This is a genomic window from Thioalkalivibrio sp. XN279 (assembly GCF_011089885.1).
In the GTDB taxonomy this organism is placed as follows: domain Bacteria; phylum Pseudomonadota; class Gammaproteobacteria; order Steroidobacterales; family XN24; genus XN24.
Map to the genome: position 1 here is coordinate 133,399 of NZ_JAANBD010000015.1, position 16,282 is coordinate 149,680.

Consider the following 16,282-nt stretch of genomic DNA (forward strand, 5'->3'; position numbering starts at 1 on the left):
TTCACTCCGGGAGCTGTTCCACCATGTACTGGACGGCGTCGCGCACCTGCTGGTCGGTCAGGTTGGAGTGTCCGCCGCGCGGCGGCATGTAGCCGGCCTGGCCCTGGAAGCCCTCGATGGCGTGCGTGTAGAGCGTGTCCATGCCCTGGGCCACCCGCGGTGCCCAGGCCTCGGCATCGCCGGTCTTCGGCGCGCCGGCGATGCCGGCGCCGTGGCAGGCGGTGCAGGCGCCCTTGTAAATGTCTTCCGGGCTGAGGTCTCGCGCGGGCTGGGCGGACGCGGCGGGCATGGCCGCAGCGGCGGGCCGCGGTCCGCCGGGATCGCGCAGCCCGCTGTTGTCCGCGCCCGCGATGGCGACCTGGCCGACCGGGCGGATGCGCTCCAAATTGCGTTGCTGGTAAGCCGGGTCTTCCTTGACGTGGACTTCCTGGGTGCGCCCGGCCATGGAATTCGCCAGGACGAAGATGGCGATGGTGATCAGCACCAGGCTGCCCAGTACCAGCATGAAGGTGTCGAAAAACTTGCGATCCTGCTCTGCGCTCAACGCCGTGTCCTCTCCGCTTGGGGGCTGCGGGACCGTAGGGCCGGCCCCGGCAAACCGCGGATTATATGGCTTTGCCGCAGGGGCGCCAAACGTTAATGGCCAGGCGCCTGCGCGCGGCTGTCACATGGACGCTACTGGGTGTTGCCGGTATGATTGCCAGCCTCCCCGCGCGTGCGCCCGTAGCTCAGCTGGATAGAGTGCTGCCCTCCGAAGGCAGAGGTCACAGGTTCGAATCCTGTCGGGCGCGCCAATAAAAACAGGGTGTATTCCGGACAGATGGTTAACAGCTTGTCCGGGACGAAAGGATTAGGGTCCCGTGCCGCCCCGGTGCCGCTACCCTCGCCCGAGCCACCTCGCCAGCACCGCATACAGTGCCGGCGGGTCCACCGGCTTGCTGATGAAGTCATTCATGCCGGCGCCCAGGCAGGCGCGACGGTCTTCATCGAAGGCGTTGGCGGTCATGGCAATGATGGGCCGCTGGTCCCAGCCGGGCAGGTCGCGGATGGCGCGCGTGGCGACGAGGCCGTCCATCACCGGCATCTGCACGTCCATCAGCACCAGGTCGTACGATTTCGCGCGGGCCTTCTCGACGGCCTCTTGTCCATCCTCGGCGAGCTCCACGTCGAGCGCTGCCTGGCGCAGGATCTCGCTGGCCACCTCCGAGTTGATGGGGTTGTCCTCCACCAGTAGAACTCGGGCCCCCGCATGATCGCGGCGCAGCCGCTCGGCGAGCACCTGGGCGGGCGCAGCCGCGTCGGAGGCAGTGTACGCTTGCGTTCGTTGGCCCGGCTGCAGCGTGGCCGTGAACCAGAACCGGCTGCCCACGCCGGGCGTGCTGTCCACGCCGGTCTCGCCGCCGAACAGCTGGGCGAGACGGTGAGTGATCGCCAGCCCCAGGCCGGTGCCCCCGTAGCGGCGTGTCGTCGAGGTGTCGGCCTGCTCGAACGCCTCGAAGATGTTCGCCAGCTTCCCGGGCGCGATGCCGATGCCCGTGTCCTCCACCTCGAAGCGCACGCGGATGCCGTTGTCGTCCTCGCCGAGGTGCAGGGCCCTGAGGGTGATGCGACCTTCTTCCGTGAACTTCACCGCATTGGCGGCGAAATTCAGCAACGCCTGTCGTAGCCGTGTCGGGTCGCCGCTCACCCACTCGGGCATGCCGTCCGGGTCCACATCGATCACCAGTCCCTTTCTGCTCGCCTGCTCCGAGATCATGGAGCGGACGTTGTCGAGCAATGTCTCGAGATGGAAGTGGGTGTTTTCCAGCTGCAGGCGGCCGGCCTCGATCTTGGAGAGGTCGAGGATGTCGTTGAGCAGCAGGAGCAGGTGCCGTCCGGCATCGTCGATTTTTTCGAGCCGCTGCAGTTCGTTGTCGTTCGCCGATGCGCGCAGTAGGTGCGTCAGGCCGAGGATCGCGTTCAGCGGCGTGCGGATCTCGTGCGACATGTTGGCGAGAAAAGCGCTCTTCGCAGTGTTCGCGGATTCCGCGCGCAAGCGGGCTTCCTGCAACTCCGCCGTGCGTTCTTCCACCATGCGCTCGAGGTGGCGCCGGTGCAGCTCGAGTTCGGCTTCGATCAGCTTGCGGTCCGTGATGTCCATCAGCGTGCCGCAGATCATGGTCACGGCCCCGTCTGCGTCGCGCTCCAGCCAGGTATGGTCGTCGACCCAGATCCAGCCGCCCTGGCCATGCTGCAAGCGGTATTGCTGGTTGTAGTCGTCCGGACCGTCGCGCAGGTGTTTGGCGACTTCGCGCTCGATTCGCGGCAGGTCTTCGGGATGGATCAGGTCCGCGTAGATGATCTTGCCGGAGACCAGGTCGTCGGGGGTGTAGCCCAGCGTGTCGATGCTGTCGCTGGCGAAATCCGCCGGCCAGCCGGGCTCGTTGCGCCAGCTGATGGCCACGACCGGCGAATGGTCGACGATGTCAGCGAGACGCTGCATGCGCATCGAAGCAGCCCGCAGGTCTTGCTCGGCGCGCTTCAACTCGCGCAGGTCGATGTCGATGCAATACAGCTCGATGGCGTCACCGTTCTGCTGCAGGAAATGGCTGGAGAATACCGGCACCTCGGCGCCGTCCCTGCAGCGCAGGACCAGTTCGCCCGCCGGGATCGCGGGCCCGCCGGCGACCCAGGCCTCGATTCCCGCCACCACCTCGGCGCGCGCCTCCTCCGGGATGATCAGGTCTTCCAGGCGTTGGCCCATGGCCTCTGCGCGCGAGTAGCCGTAAAGCTGTTCGCTGGCGTCGTTCCAGAAAATCACGCGGCGTTCACGGTCGTAGCCTTGCACGGCGATGCTGGGAGTGTGCGCAAACAGGCGCCGGAAGCGTGCCTCGCTGGCGCGCAGGGCCGCTTCCTGGGCCTCTCGCGCCTCCACCATACGGTTGAAGGCGCGTGCGAGCGTTGCCAGCTCGTCATTGCCACGCACCGGCACCGTGGCATCGGGCTCGCCGGCTGCCAGCCGTTGCACGCCTTTCTCCAGCGCCCGGATCGGGCCGCTGACGCGGCGGTGTATGACGATGAAGCCGAAAGTGGAGAGGACGGCAAAACCGAGCGCGGCCGCGGCGAAGCCGGCCATGATGGTGGCCATGTTGCGGAACAGCTGCCCGCGCTTGTCCGCCAGCAGGGCGTGGTGGGCTTCGTTCAGCCCATGCAGGTGGATACGCAATTGGCGGCCCGCGGCTGTCTCCAGCAGGCGCGTTTCAGGCAGGGGAGCGCGGGTCCCGGCATCGCGCAGCCGGCCCGCGACGAGCCGGCCCAGGTCGCGAATCTCTGCCAGGTGCGCGACGGCGCGCTCTGCGGGCGGGAGGCTGAAAGCCCGGAAGCGCTCGGCCAGCGACTCGGCCTCCAGCGCGACAGCCTCGTACGCCTCGGGCCCACCGTCCAGCAGGGTCGCGTAATCGATGGTTGTGCCGAAGCGAGCGCCATCCGACAGGAGCAGCTGGACCTCACCGATGATGCGGCGCTGCTCCAGCGCGTCGCTCCAGCTGTGCGTGGTGAGAAGCACCAGCAGCGCCAGGCCCACTGCGGTGCCGGACAGGCAGGTGACGACCAGGTGTCGCAATTTCATCGGTGTACAGGACCTCCACCAGCGCCGGGGTGCCGCAGCAAGTGGTCCGGCAACACCACGGCCTCGGGTGCGACGGCCTGCAGCGGCGCCGCCCAAAGGTAGCTGGCCGGTGCGGCCACGGGCCGTCCGCGTGCGCCATCGATGCGTCGCCACCAGTGCATCTGCTCTTCCAGGTTGGACAGCACGGCCCAGTTCAGCGTCAGGTTCCAGAACAGCCCGGCGCCGGCCAAATCGAGCTCAGTGGGCCCGGCAGGTGATTCAGTCGCCACGAGCTGCGCTGCCTGCGCTGGGTCAGCGTCGACCAGTTCGACAGCCTTTCGGTAGCCTTCCAGGACGCGCTCGGCGACTTGCGGCCGCGAGCGCATCTCCGCGAGACGGCTGACCAGCAGCCAGTTGGGCGAGGCCACCTCGCGGTTGGAGAACACCACGGCCTGCTCGCCGAGCGATTCTCGCAGCTGGCGGGCGTAAGGATCCCAAGACAGCACGGCGTCCACTTGGCCTGCCGCGAGTGCGGCGGCCTGTTCCTGCACCGGCAGGTTGACCAGGACGACGGATCCTTCTTCGAGACCGTACAGGCCCTCGAGCAGGCTCCAGCTGAAATGCGCCGAGCTCTGCTTGAGCAGGCCGAGCCGCTTGCCCGCCAGGTCCGTCGGCTGCTCTATGCCGCGGTCGCGCCGCGCAATGATGTAGTGGGATGCGCCAGAGATGCCGAGGGAGGCCAGCACGACGATAGCGGGATGCCGGTCGGGACGATCCAGGTGATCCAGCAGCGCCCGTGCGACGGGCGTCGGGGCAGATAAGGCGTAATCGACCTCGTCTCGCAGCAGTGCGGCCAGTGCGTCACGGCCCGAGGCATGATAGCTGGCCTCTATCCGAGGCCCGGCGTAGCCCGACGCATTGAAATATCCCCTGGCCGCAGCCACCTTGGTCGGCGCGTCCATGACCCAGTCCGAGCCCGCGATGCGCACCACGGATGACGCTGGGTCGGCGGGTGCAGCGGTGACTGCGATCGCAGCGGGCGAGTTGGCCAGGGCAGAGACGAGCGCGACTGCTGCAATCACGGCGGCGGCCATTGCCTGTCTGCACACTGGGTACGTCCTTGCATCCGGCATGGCGCGGGCGCTCCAGGGCGTGCGAATCCAACCGCCGAGCATACCTGCGGCATGCGCACATTAATATACGCGCCACACGCAGGGAACCGGCGCGAAATAATTCAATATTTCCCTGCTGCCGGCCGATACCCATGATGTCGTCCTCGAGGTGCGACGCCGGTCCGACGTGGGCGAAGGGTTCGCGGCAAGCGTGCTGCGCGCCGAAGGCACCGGCATGACGCCGCTTGCGCGCGGTGGGGGAGAGTCAATTGATCGACAAAAACCAGGCCTTCGAGCTGCTGGAAAAGCTTGCCCGGGAACTGACCGCCAAGGAGGTCGACCTGCCCGCGCTGCCGTCGGTGGTCTTGCGCCTGCGCGAAGAGCTGGGGAACGATGCCTTCGACGTGGATGCAATCGCCCGCGTCATCGCCGCCGAGCCGTCCCTGGCCGGCGCGGTCCTGTCGATGGGCAACTCTTACCTCCATCGACGGATCGGCAAGGAAACGCTGGATCTCAAGGTTGCGATCCCTCGCATAGGGCAGGTCAAGCTCCAAGCGCTTTCACTGCGGTTTGCGGTCCAGCAGATGAAGGAGGTGACGAGTCACCCGCTGGTCGGCGGATTTCTCGCGGCCGAATGGTCGATGGGTCGCGATGTTGCCGCAGCGGCCTTCCTGCTGGCCAGGCAGACGCGAGCCGCGCACCCCGATGAGGCCGTGGTCGTGGGTCTCCTGCACAACATCGGACGGATCTATCTCTACAGCCGGGCGGCGGATCATCCTGAGCTTTTTGCTGATCCGACTGGACTGCGCGAGCTGGTGGACGGCTGGCAGGCGAATGTCGGCTATGCCATCGCGGAGGCCTGGCAGCTGCCTAACGATGCGATCACGGCCTTTGCCGTGCAGGCCGGGGTCGAGCGCCCCGCTAACCATGCGTTGGCGCATATCCTGATGCTGGCCATCAACCTGGCTGATAAGACAGAAGACGATGCGCCGGAGCGCTTGATGAGTATGGCCAGGCATCCGTCGGCCATACAGCTGCAACTCAGCGTCGCAGACCTCGCGACCCTGCAGGGTGAGGTGGAAGAGACCCGCATCAGCCTCGGGCTGGTGGACTAGGCCCAGGCCGGCCCCTGGTGCAGGCGGCCATGGGCCGCATGTGAGCGGTCCGCCGCTGCCTCGGCGAGCACCTGCCATGGCTGGCCTGCCGGGGCCGAAAAGTGTTAACTGTTGGGCATGAGCAGGCTCCCCCACCGCATGTCGAGGCTCCTGGCTGTCGGCCTGCTCGCCATCGGGCTGGCGTTGCTGCTGTCGCAGCTTTTGCGGCTGCGTTATCCGCCCGATCCCTACGCCCATGCGCCCTGCGCCATCCCGGTGCACTACGCGCTCGGCGAGGTCGACCCGCGCTTCGGCTTCGACGCGTTCCTGGTCGATGCGGCGCTCGCGGAGGCGGCACAGCTCTGGCAGGCGGAGAGCTCCGCGCCTCTGTTCATCGAGTCGTCGCAACCGCGGGCCATGCAGGTCAACCTGTGGTTCGACGAGCGCCAGCAGGGCGCCGTGCAGCGCCAGTCCTTGCGCGGCCAGCTCGACCTGGCGCAACGCGACCTGGATGACGCACAGGCCGACCTGGAAGCGTGGAATGGTCGCATCGAGCTGGCACGCGAGTCGCGGGAGCGCCGCGCGGCAGAATTGACGGCGCGGCTGGCGCAGCACGAGGCCGCGGTAGCCGCATGGAACGCTGACCCGGGGGCGCGCTCGGAAGCCCGTCAGCGCGCGCTGGAAGGCGAGGGCGCCATGCTGCGCGCCGAGCTGGCCGAGCTGGAGCGCATGACCGCCGCCCTCAACGACGATGTCGCGGCCTACAACCGGCGTGTCGAGGACGCGCGGCAGCGTGCCGCCGAGATGCGGGCGCAGGTGCAGGAATACAATGCGTCCTCGGCGCCGGACCCGGTCGAGTCGGGTCGCTACAGTTACGATCCGGCGCAGGGCCGGCGCATCGACGTGTTCCGGGCCGCGAGCTTCGACGCGCTGGTGTGGGTGCTGGCGCACGAGTTCGGGCATGCACTGGGCCTGGGTCATGTCGAGCAGCCCGGCGCCGTCATGCACGCCCTGCTGCACGAGGGCGGCGAGCTCCAGCCCGGGCGCAGGGGACCGGTGGCGCTGGCCGCCGCCGATCGGGCGGCGCTGGCAGACGTATGCGGCGATCGCCTAGTGGCCGGAGCGAGTCCCGAGTAGCGCGCGCAGCTCCGCCATCTCCGCCCGCAGTGAGCGCATCTCTGCGTGCAGCTCGCCTTCGATGTGCTCCTGGGTCTCGTGCAGGGCCTGCACCGTCTCCTGGTGCTCTGCTTCCTGGAAGGTCTGCATGGCGTTGACGATGATGGCGATGAACAGGTTCAGCATGGTGAAAGTCGCCACCAGGATGAAGGTGATGAAGAACAGCCAGGCGTAGGGATGCGCTTCCATCACCGGGCGCGAGATGCCCATCGACCAGCTCTCCAGGGTCATCACCTGGAACAGGGTATAGAGCGAGCGGCCCAGGGTGCCGAACCACTGCGGGTGGGTCTCGGCGAACAGGTTGGTGCCGATGACACCGAAGACATAGAAGATGATCGCCAGCACCAGCGCAATCGAGCCGAGCCCCGGGATCGCGGCGAGCAGCGCGCCGACGACGCGGCGCATCGACGGCACCATGGTGAGCAGGCGCAGCACCCGCAGCACGCGCAAGGCGCGCAGCACGGAGAAGGGCCCGGACGCCGGCACCAGGGCGATGGCCACCACGGCGAAGTCGAACAGGCTCCAGGGATCGCGCCAGAACGCGGCCCGGTGCGCGTAGATACGCAAGGCGATCTCCACCACGAACACCGCCAGGATGGCGCGGTCCACCGCCTTCAACAGCCCGCCGGCCGCGTCCATGGCGGCGGGCCAGGTCTCGAGGCCGAGGATCGCGGCGTTGAGCAGGATCAGGCCGATGATGGTCGACTGGAACCTCGGCTGCTGGATCCAGTTCGCGACGCGCTCGCGCATGGGCTATGGGCTCAGGTGGTGGTGCTGGACTCTACAGCGGAGTGAAGTTCCCGCACCAGTCCGGGCTCGAGTTGCAGCGCCCGGGACAGCGTGTCGAGGTAGATCTTCTCCGCGGGCGAGGCGGGATGCGCCACCAGCACCGAGGCGGCGTACACCTCGGCAGCGTGCTCGGGCGAGTCCACGGCGGCCACCAGGCCCTCGATGTCCAGCGGCTTCGAGTACTCGGCGAACAGGAAGGCCTTGTCTTCCTCGTCAAGCTGCGAGCTGTTGACCTGCTGCAGGATCATCTGGCTTTCGCGGGTGTCGATCTGGCCATCGGCCTTGGCCGCCGAGATCATGGCGCGCACGATCAGCTGGCTGAGCTCTTCCGCGCCGCGGGTATCGCCCGGGGATGGCAGGAAGCCGGTGCCCTGCGGCACGGCCGGCACCGGCTCGGGTCCGGCGGCCCGGGCCGCTGTGCCGGCCGCGGTGACCGTGCCCGCAGCCGTGGACTGCTTGTGGTTCTGCCAGGCCTTGTAGGCCAGCCCGCCGACCAGGGCCAGGCCCCCGATCTTCACTGCCGACTTCGTCAGCTTGCGGCCTTTCTTGCCCATGAAGGCGCTGGCGAGCGCACCGCCGGCGAGCCCGCCGGCGAAGCCGCCCGCGGCACCGCTGCCGATGAACTGGTCGAGCAGTTTCTTTGCATCCATCGTCGCTCTCTCCCTGGCTGGCGAACCGCATTCGACCGCGAACGAGCGGCCGGGTTCCCGTTGCGTCCGGGTTTCCGCTGCGTCCGGTTCAGGGCGCGGCGCCGGGCAAGCACACGTGCCGCCCGCTCGGCGTGCGCTCCACCAGCACCGGCACGCCGTAGACCTCGCTCAACGTTGCCGCCGTGAGCGCCTCCTCCGGGCGGCCGCGCCGATAGATCCCGCCGTCGTGCATCAGCACCACCTCGGCGCCGAGCGCGAAGGCATGATCCGGGTTGTGCGTGGACAGGATCACGCCCTGGCCGTCCAGGCTGGCCGCGCGTGCCAGTTTCTCGATCTCGCCCAGCACCAGCGACTGGTTGCCGAAATCCAGGCTGGCGGTGGGCTCGTCCATCACGACCAGCGGCGCACGCTGCGCCAGGGCGCGGGCGATGAGCACGAGTTGCCTCTGGCCGCCGGACAGCCGGCTGTAGTCGCGCTGCGCCAGGTCGGCGATGCCGAGACGCTCCATTTCCGAGTAGGCGGCCGCGCGGTCTGACGCGCCCGGCTGCGCGAAGCGCCCGAGCCGCGCGGTGCGTCCCATCATCACGATCTCGATGGCCTCGTAAGGGAAGGGCGGCGCGTGGGCCTGGGGCACGTAGCTGATGCGCCGCGCCATCTCCGCCCGCGACAGGCGCGAGATCGGCTCGCCGCCGAGCGTGACCTCGCCGCCCAGCCTGGGGATCAGCCCGAGCAGGGTGCGGAACAGCGTGGTCTTGCCGCAGCCATTGGGGCCGAGCAGGCAGAAGATGCGGCCCGGCGCCACGGCCAGGTCGATGTCGCGGCCGACGACGGTGCGGCCGTAACCGATTTCCAGCCCGCGCGCCTCGAGCTTCACGACCAGCCCCTGCGCCCGGAAGCCAGCAGCCAGATGAAGAACGGCGCGCCGATGACCGCCGTGAGTATGCCCAGCGGGACTTCGACCTCGGCGATGGTGCGCGCCAGGGTGTCGACCACCAGCAGGTAGCCCGCACCCACGACGGCAGAGACCGGCAGCAGGCGGGCGAAGCTCGGGCCCACCAGCATGCGCGCGATGTGCGGGATCACCAGCCCGACCCAGCCCACCACGCCGGCGACGGCGGTGACGCTGGCCGTGATGAGCGTCGCGGCGGCAATGACGATGAAACGGATGCGACCGGCCTCGACGCCCAGCGCACGCGCCTCGTCGTCGCCCAGCGCGAGCACGTTGATGCGCCAGCGCAGCAGCAGCAGCGGCACCAGCCCGAGCAGCACCGCCGGCAGCGCCGGCCAGATGTCTTCCGGAGTGGTGGAGGCCAGCGAGCCGAGCAGCCAGAAAGTGATGGCCGGGAGCTGGTCGTAGGGATCGGCCAGTACCTTGAGCAGCGAAGTGGCGGCGCCGGCCAGCGCGCCGATCACCACGCCGGTCAACACCAGCGCCAGCACCCGGTCGGTGTTGCGCACCGCCGCGGCCACCACCGTCACCAGGAGCACCGCGCCAAGGCCGCCGGCAAAGGCGAACAGCTGGATCGCCACCACCGGCATGGAGAGGAAGATGCCGATCACCGCGCCCAGCCCGGCGCCGGCGGACACGCCGAGGATGTCGGGAGAGACGAGGGGGTTGCGAAACAGGGTCTGGTAGCTGGCGCCCGCGGCCGCCAGCGCGGCGCCGACCAACAGCGCAGCCACCACGCGCGGCAGGCGGATGCCCTGCACCACCAGCTGCGCCTGCGCATCGCCGGCGCCGAACAGCGCAGCGAGCGCCTGACCGGGCGAGAGCGGAAATGGCCCGATGGTGAGCGCGCCCAGGGCGAGGAACAGCACCAGCACGCCGAGCACGAGACCGAGCGTGAGCTGCGGTCCCGTCGTGCGGGCGCTCATTGCGGCGGTGTCCCCTCGCTCCATTCCAGCAGCCGGTCCAGGTCTTCCTCGGTGGGATCGACATGGTAGTACAGGCGGTAGAAGGCCCGGGCTTCTTCTCTCAGGTCCGCGTCCCACTGCTCGGGATAAAACAGGCCCGCCAGCCACTTCAGGCCCATCAGCCGGTTCAGCGAGGGCGGCCGGTCGATCCAGCCGAAGGGCGCGGTGGGCGAGAGATAGACGCGGCCTGCGCGCACCGCCTCGATGCCCCTCCACATCGGGTTGTGGAACACCTGGGCATGGAAATTGCGATCCCAGGTCACGATCACTTCCGGGTCCGAGAACATCACCTGTTCGATGGAGGCTTGCACCAGTCCGCGTCGCCCGTCGCCGGGATCCGCCACGTTGCGCCCGCCGGCGCGCTCGATGATCTCCGTGTTGATGGAGCCCTTCAGGCCGGTCTCCAACCCGTCCGGGCCGCGCGCCATGTAGACCCGCGGCCGCTCCTCTTCCGGCGTGTCCGCGAGGATGGCGTCGAGGCGCGCGAAGGTCTGTTCCACGTCGCGCGCCAGCAGCTCGCCGCGCTCGGGCACGCCGAGCGCCGCGCCCACCAGCCGCAGCGCCGCCGGCGTCGCCTCGAAGCGACCGTCGACGAGGATGTAGGGAATCCCGGTCTGGCGCTGCACGCGGTCGGCGAGGTCGATGTAGGTGTCGCGCACCGAGCCGAAGTCGATGACCAGGTCCGGCTTGATCTCGAGCACGCGCTCCAGGTTGGCGTCCCCGCCGCGGCCCGTGAGGCGGCCGGTCTCGGGCAGGTCGCGATAGGGCGCGGCGATATAAGGCGCTTCCTCGGGCCGGATGGCGCGCGGCCAGCCGCTCAGCACGTCCGGCCGCAGCACGTAGACCAGGATCGACGCCGGCGGGCCGGAGGCGAACACCGTGTTGATCTCGTCGGGGATCTCGACCACGCGGCCGGCGCTGTCCGTGATCGTCCTGGCCTGGGCCGAAGAGGTCGCGGCGAACGCGCCGAGCAGCAGGGCGCCGAGCAGCAGCGTTCCCGTGAGTGCGCGGCGTGCGGAAACGCTCATGTCCCCGTGCGCCCGACGGGGAGGCCGTCGACTTCCCGGGCGCGTGCACGGGCCAGTTCCCGGCCGAGGAAGCGCGCCACCTCGCGCATGGCGTCGCGCCCGCCGCCGGCCGCGCGCTCCGCCTGCTGGTTGTAGTTGGTGTTCATGTTGATGTCGTAGACGAAACACTCCCCGTGCTCGTTCTCCACGAACTCGGCCGCCGCGATCTCGGCGTCGTTGGCGCCGAGGAATTCTTCCAGCCGGGCCAAGAGTTCCGCATCGGGCTCGCGCTCCGAGAGGCGGAACTTCTGCTTCGGCTGCTCGCCGGGCGCCGGGCAGAACGCCTCGCCGACCTCGCAGGCATCGGCCGGGCACAGCTCGAAGCCGCCCGAGGTGTCGACTTCGACCGCGTAGTAATAGCGCCCGCCGATGAACTCCATGCGGGTGATGAACCCGGCGGCCGGGCGGATGTATTCCTGCAGCAGCGCGATGCCGTCGAGCGAGATCTCGCCCACGTCGCGCAGGCCCGCGAGCGCGCGTTCCAGCGCGTCGACGTCGTTGAACAGCTGCACGCCGAGGCCCTTGCCGCCGCGGTTGGGCTTGAGGATGAAGGGCGCCTGGCCGAGGGCGCGCGCCGCGGAGAGGATCTCGTCACGCCCGCTGGCGGCGACGGTCGCGGGGGTGCGCACGCCGTGCGCCCGCAAGGACAGGTACTGCTCGAACTTGGAGACTTCCAGCTGCAGGGCGCGCCGGCCGTTCACCACGCGGCGGCCGTGGTGCTGCAGCCAGGCGACCAGCTGCGCCGTGAGTTCCACCGCGTAGCGGTGGTCGCGGGTGTGCGAGGAGGCGCTCATGCGGTTGTAGAACACGCCCTCGGGCGGGGCTGCGCCCAGGTCCACGCGACCCTCGTGCACGAACCAGTCGACCCAGGGCACGCCCTCGGCCTCCAGCGTCGCGCGCAGCGGCACCAGCCACTCCGGGTTCTCGTGGATGACGTGGACCGCCGGCGCGGTCATCGGGGTGGCACGCTCGTCGGGTAGGCTTTCAGGCTGCCGGCCGCGCCGGACAGCCGCAGGGCGCCGGTGGCGTCGATGTCGAAGCGGTTGACGCCCTCGAGGATGCGGAAGAACTTCTGTTCCTGGTTCATGAGCGCCGGCGCGCAGGCCATCCTGGTCGCTGCGGCGCCGCTGAAGCTGATGCCTTCGCCGCTCAAGGCGTAACCGGCGTTGTAGCGGTTGCATGAACCGAGGCCGTGCACGCGCCCGCTCTGGGGGTCGAACTCGAGGGTGATGCGCGAGCGGTCGATGATGCCGCCGCCGTCGAGATCCTCCACCACCCACTCGCGGCCGGCGAGCAGGTCGATCGGCTCGCCGCCGCAACCGGTGAGCACGCGATCGTCGACCTCCAGCGCCACGACGTAGGGATACGGCATGCCGCTCATGCTGTCGTTGCACTGGCGTCGGGCCACGTCCATGGCCATGCGGTGGGTGCCGTCGGCGGCGCGGAAACGCGTCACGCGGGCCTCGCTGCTGGTGGCGAACAGCGGCAGCGAGACGCGCTGTTGTCCGTAGTCGAGGACGAGCTCGGCGCGGCCGTCAGCCAGCGTCACGTTCCAGCCCGGCTCCTGGCCGCGGGCGCGGAAGGGCTGTGCCGGCGGCTCGGCCTGGCGGCAGGTCGGCAGCCGGCGGCCCTCGATCTCCACCAGCGCCTCCTTGCCCTTGCCGTGGAAGAAGGTGGTCTCGTCGCCGAGTGCACGGTACAGCGCGCCCGAAGCGGCCCGCGCCGGCGCCATGTCGAACACCTGGCCGTTCACCACCATGCGCGCGTTCTCGCCCTCGGCGCCGAACAGCAGGTCGACGGGGCCGCACAGGTAATGGGTACCGATGGCGACCTGGTCCACCGGCAGCAGGCGCAGCAGGCCGAGATCGATCTCGCCGCCGGCGGGGTCGATCATCAACGGCCGCGTGACGCGATACGCGCGCCCGGCCAGCGTCACGCCGCCACGGACTTCGTACACGGCCGCTGCGCCAGCCTCGATGCCGGTTTCGAGCAGGAAGGGGATCGGCACCTGGCGGCCCTGCAGCGTGATTTCCAGCACGGCGGCGACGTGTTCGCCGCTGGCGTCGAAGCGCCGCAACTCGACCGTCGCCACGCTGTCGGACGGCAGCGCGATGCGCTCCGGATAGGTGAGGGTGCCCTGCACCAGCAGCGTCTCAGCGGGCATGGCGCCTCCCGGTGCCTGGCAACCGGCCAGCGCGGCCAGGCCGAGCGCCAGCATCGCGGTGCGGACAGTGTTCATGCTGCGTTCCCTCCAGTCGGGGCCCCTAGTCTTCATCCGGCGCCGGCGTGCGTTCTACCAGGCTGCCGAAAAACAGTGCATTGGCAAAGAGTCTTTCGGTGCCCTGCCAGTAACCCCGGAAAAGATAATCGTCCGCCATGCGCACCACCAGCCCGGCGCCGTGACGGGTGGCCACCAGCGCCGGGCCGCCCGCGAGGCGCTCGCGGTTGCGCTCCGACAGGTAGCCGGCGACCAGGGGATCGTCGGCATAGGTGCCGGGCTGCACGTAAGGGTTGTCGACCGCGCGCAGCACCTGGTCGCCGCGCCGCATCACGCTGAGTTCCTCCTCGGCGTAGCCGAAGCCCAGCGGGTGCGTGTTGTCGAGCTGCATGCGCAGCACGCTGCCGCCGATCTGCTCGCGGCCGCGGTCGTCGCGGGCTGCGCCGTAAGGGCGCCGCTCGGGTGCCGCTGCGGCCTGTGACTCGTTCGGCTCGCCCGCGGGCGCCGCGTCTCCGGCCGTGTCGGCAGTGTCCTCGCCGTCCACGAAGTTCCATTCGAGCTCGAGGTCCTCCACCCAGCGCGCCGCGCGTCGCACCGCGAGCAACTGGCCGCCGCCGCGCACGAACTCCACCAGGGTCTCGGCGACGGACTCAGGCATGTCGGCATAGTCGCCGTCCGGCAGCACCAGGTGAGTGAAGCCCTTGAGGCGTCGCGGCAGGCGATGCCAGTCCACCTGCGTGAGCGGCTGGTCCAGGCGGGTGTCGAACCAGTGCCAGGTGTAGCCGGCACTGTAGGGGTTGAGCCGATGTCCGGTGAGCATGGCGACGCGGGGCGCCTCCAGCACCGCGGCGCCCGGCGCACCCAGGTCGATGCCGGCCTGGCTCAGGCCGCTGGTCGCTGCGCCGACCTGCACGCCGTAGCGGGTCGCCAGCGCCGCGAGGCGCCCGGACACGGGCGGCAGCTGCTCCGGCTGGATGCCGCCGTGAATCACCAGGCCGCCGCGCACCAGGGCGAGCGGTCCCGCGGTCGTCTGTGCCACCAGCGGTTCGGTGACCGCCTGTACCCGGTAACCCTCGGCGAGCAACGCGGCCAGCAACGCGGGCGCGCGGTGCTGGTCCCAGGGCACCAGCCAGGCCACGGCGTTTTCCGGCAGCGTCACGGGCGGGAGCTCCGGCAGCGCCTGCAGCGGTGCACCCGTGTCCGGCGCCCGGCGCACGGGCGTGACCGGCAGGTTCCAGGCGCGCTGCAGCGGCCAGGCCGAGACGTCGTAGAAGATGTCGGCGCCGGGCTCGGCGGAGACGTCGAACATGGCGCGCAGCAGCAGGTACTGGTCCTGCTGCGCCGGGATGAACCAGCGTTGCTCGGGCCGGTCCTGGCGGCTGTCCGCCGCCACGGGCCGCACCTCGATGCCGTGCCCCAGCAGTACCTCGAGGAGCGCGCGGGCGCGCATCGGGTCGCCGCCATCGGCGAGCAGCCAGCCGGCATTGCGATCGCGCCGTGCCTGGTCGCGGCCAGCCGCGAAGAACTCGGCCTGGTAGGCGATCAGTTCGTCCGCCATGGCGCGGCTCGCACGCAGCGTCGAGATGGAGGTGCGCACCTGGTTGGCGATGGCGTCGGCGAAGCTGCGCTGGCCGTAGGACGTATCCATGAGATGCCCGCGCGCCGACCCCTGCTCGAACAGGATGCCGACGCCGCCGGTGACGTCCGGGTAGGTCGAGCCCTTGCCGACGTAGTAGTCGTCGAACTGCTCGCGGGTGTAATAGGGCTCGCCGGCGCCGTCCAGGATCTCGCCGTGGAAGCGGCCGATGCGGGTGGTGAGTTCCTGGTTTCGCGCCGGGATCAGCGGGTTGGCGCGTTCCGGCACGCCGGGCTGGAAAAAGTAAGTGGCGTCCGAGCCCATCTCGTGGGTGTCGGTGATCACGTGCGGCCGCCAGGCATGGTAGTGCCGGAGGCGCGCCCGCGACTCCGGATGCACCAGCGGCAGCCAGTCGCGGTTGAGATCGAACCAGTAGTAGTTGGTGCGGCCGTTGGGCCAGGTCTCGTGGTGTTCGCGGTCCAGCGGGTCGGCGGACGGATGGCGGCCGCGATGCATGTTGGCCCAGTGGGCGAAACGGTCCAGGCCGTCCGGGTTCAGCACCGGCTCCATGACGATGATCATGTTGTCGAGCCAGTCGAGCACTTCCGGGTCACGCGAGGCCGCCAGGTGCCAGGCCGTCACGATCGCGGCCGAGGCGCCCGAGGCCTCGTTGCCGTGCACCGAGTAGCCGAGCCAGGCCACCGGCGGGCCTTCGCCCTTGCGGCTCGCATCCTGGCGCGCAGCCCGCAGGGCGTCGAGGTCGGCCAGCCGTTCGGGCTGAGCGAAGTAGGCCAGCATGAGCGGGCGACCGCCGTGCGTCTCGCCGGTGAACTCGATGCGCACGCGGTCGGACGCGGCGGCCAGGGCCTCGAAATACGCCACCACCTGGTCATGCCGCGGGTGACGCTCGCCCGGCTCGAAACCGAGCACCTCGGCCGGCGCCGGCACCGTGGTGTCCATGGCCTGGCCCTCGGGCAGGCCCGGGGCGGCGGAGACGCGCAAGGCGAGCACGAGGCCGGCCAGGAAGAATGTGAGTCTTGTCGGGCTCATCGGCAGCGGGACTCCGGCAGCTTGCAAAGCGGGACATGATAGCGGCCCCG

The 16,282-nt window shown here is 69.6% G+C and carries 13 protein-coding genes and 1 tRNA gene; 3 read left to right on the forward strand and 11 right to left on the reverse strand.

Annotated elements, in window-relative coordinates:
• Position 1 precedes the first annotated feature (1 nt).
• A complete protein-coding gene (locus tag G8346_RS14610) occupies positions 2-544 on the reverse strand; it encodes a cytochrome c5 family protein (protein WP_206202539.1) in 543 nt (180 codons plus the stop codon).
• A 173-nt stretch (positions 545-717) separates the two neighbouring features.
• Between G8346_RS14610 and G8346_RS02210 the strand changes: the two genes are divergently transcribed.
• Positions 718-794, forward strand: a tRNA-Arg gene (locus G8346_RS02210).
• Between the two features lie 83 nt (positions 795-877).
• On the opposite strand, the gene G8346_RS02215 is transcribed toward G8346_RS02210, so the two are convergent.
• Together G8346_RS02215 and G8346_RS02220 are read right to left on the reverse strand one after the other, a co-directional pair.
• Positions 878-3,607 carry a response regulator gene (locus G8346_RS02215; protein WP_166047767.1) on the reverse strand — a complete coding sequence of 910 codons (2,730 nt, stop codon included), beginning with the start codon at positions 3,605-3,607 and terminating at the stop codon, positions 878-880.
• Positions 3,604-4,695 (reverse strand): ABC transporter substrate-binding protein, encoded by a 1,092-nt coding sequence (locus G8346_RS02220; protein WP_166047769.1) that lies wholly within the window; start codon positions 4,693-4,695, stop codon positions 3,604-3,606. The genes G8346_RS02215 and G8346_RS02220 overlap by 4 nt, the downstream gene beginning before the upstream one ends.
• 272 nt (positions 4,696-4,967) lie before the next feature.
• On the opposite strand from G8346_RS02220, the gene G8346_RS02225 reads away from it, so the two are divergent.
• Both G8346_RS02225 and G8346_RS02230 read left to right on the forward strand, forming a co-directional pair.
• Positions 4,968-5,813, forward strand: a complete 846-nt coding sequence (locus tag G8346_RS02225) for an HDOD domain-containing protein (RefSeq protein ID WP_166047771.1) — start codon at positions 4,968-4,970, stop codon at positions 5,811-5,813.
• Between the two features lie 138 nt (positions 5,814-5,951).
• The gene (locus G8346_RS02230) at positions 5,952-6,929 is read left to right on the forward strand and encodes a matrixin family metalloprotease (protein WP_166047773.1); all 978 of its coding nucleotides are present in this window, start codon (positions 5,952-5,954) and stop codon (positions 6,927-6,929) included.
• Here G8346_RS02230 and G8346_RS02235 read toward each other — a convergent pair.
• The 8 genes from G8346_RS02235 to G8346_RS02270 form a co-directional block, all read right to left on the reverse strand.
• Positions 6,903-7,718 carry an ion transporter gene (locus G8346_RS02235; protein ID WP_166047775.1) on the reverse strand — a complete coding sequence of 272 codons (816 nt, stop codon included), beginning with the start codon at positions 7,716-7,718 and terminating at the stop codon, positions 6,903-6,905. The genes G8346_RS02230 and G8346_RS02235 overlap by 27 nt on opposite strands.
• Before the next feature lie 11 nt (positions 7,719-7,729).
• On the reverse strand, positions 7,730-8,407 hold the full coding sequence (locus G8346_RS02240; protein WP_166047777.1) for a tellurite resistance TerB family protein: 678 nt from the start codon (positions 8,405-8,407) through the stop codon (positions 7,730-7,732).
• Between the two features lie 88 nt (positions 8,408-8,495).
• Positions 8,496-9,281 carry an ABC transporter ATP-binding protein gene (locus G8346_RS02245; RefSeq protein ID WP_166047779.1) on the reverse strand — a complete coding sequence of 262 codons (786 nt, stop codon included), beginning with the start codon at positions 9,279-9,281 and terminating at the stop codon, positions 8,496-8,498.
• Positions 9,278-10,282 carry an iron ABC transporter permease gene (locus tag G8346_RS02250; RefSeq protein WP_206202540.1) on the reverse strand — a complete coding sequence of 335 codons (1,005 nt, stop codon included), beginning with the start codon at positions 10,280-10,282 and terminating at the stop codon, positions 9,278-9,280. The genes G8346_RS02245 and G8346_RS02250 overlap by 4 nt, the downstream gene beginning before the upstream one ends.
• Entirely contained in the window at positions 10,279-11,349 is a 1,071-nt protein-coding gene (locus G8346_RS02255) for an iron ABC transporter substrate-binding protein (protein ID WP_166047783.1), read from the reverse strand. Before G8346_RS02255 ends, G8346_RS02250 begins: the two co-directional genes overlap by 4 nt.
• Entirely contained in the window at positions 11,346-12,344 is a 999-nt protein-coding gene (locus G8346_RS02260; RefSeq protein WP_166047785.1) for a RimK family alpha-L-glutamate ligase, read from the reverse strand. The genes G8346_RS02255 and G8346_RS02260 overlap by 4 nt, the downstream gene beginning before the upstream one ends.
• Positions 12,341-13,627 (reverse strand): META domain-containing protein, encoded by a 1,287-nt coding sequence (locus tag G8346_RS02265; protein WP_166047787.1) that lies wholly within the window; start codon positions 13,625-13,627, stop codon positions 12,341-12,343. Before G8346_RS02265 ends, G8346_RS02260 begins: the two co-directional genes overlap by 4 nt.
• Before the next feature lie 25 nt (positions 13,628-13,652).
• Entirely contained in the window at positions 13,653-16,232 is a 2,580-nt protein-coding gene (locus tag G8346_RS02270) for a M14 family zinc carboxypeptidase (protein ID WP_166047789.1), read from the reverse strand.
• Between the last annotated feature and the right edge of the window lie 50 nt (positions 16,233-16,282).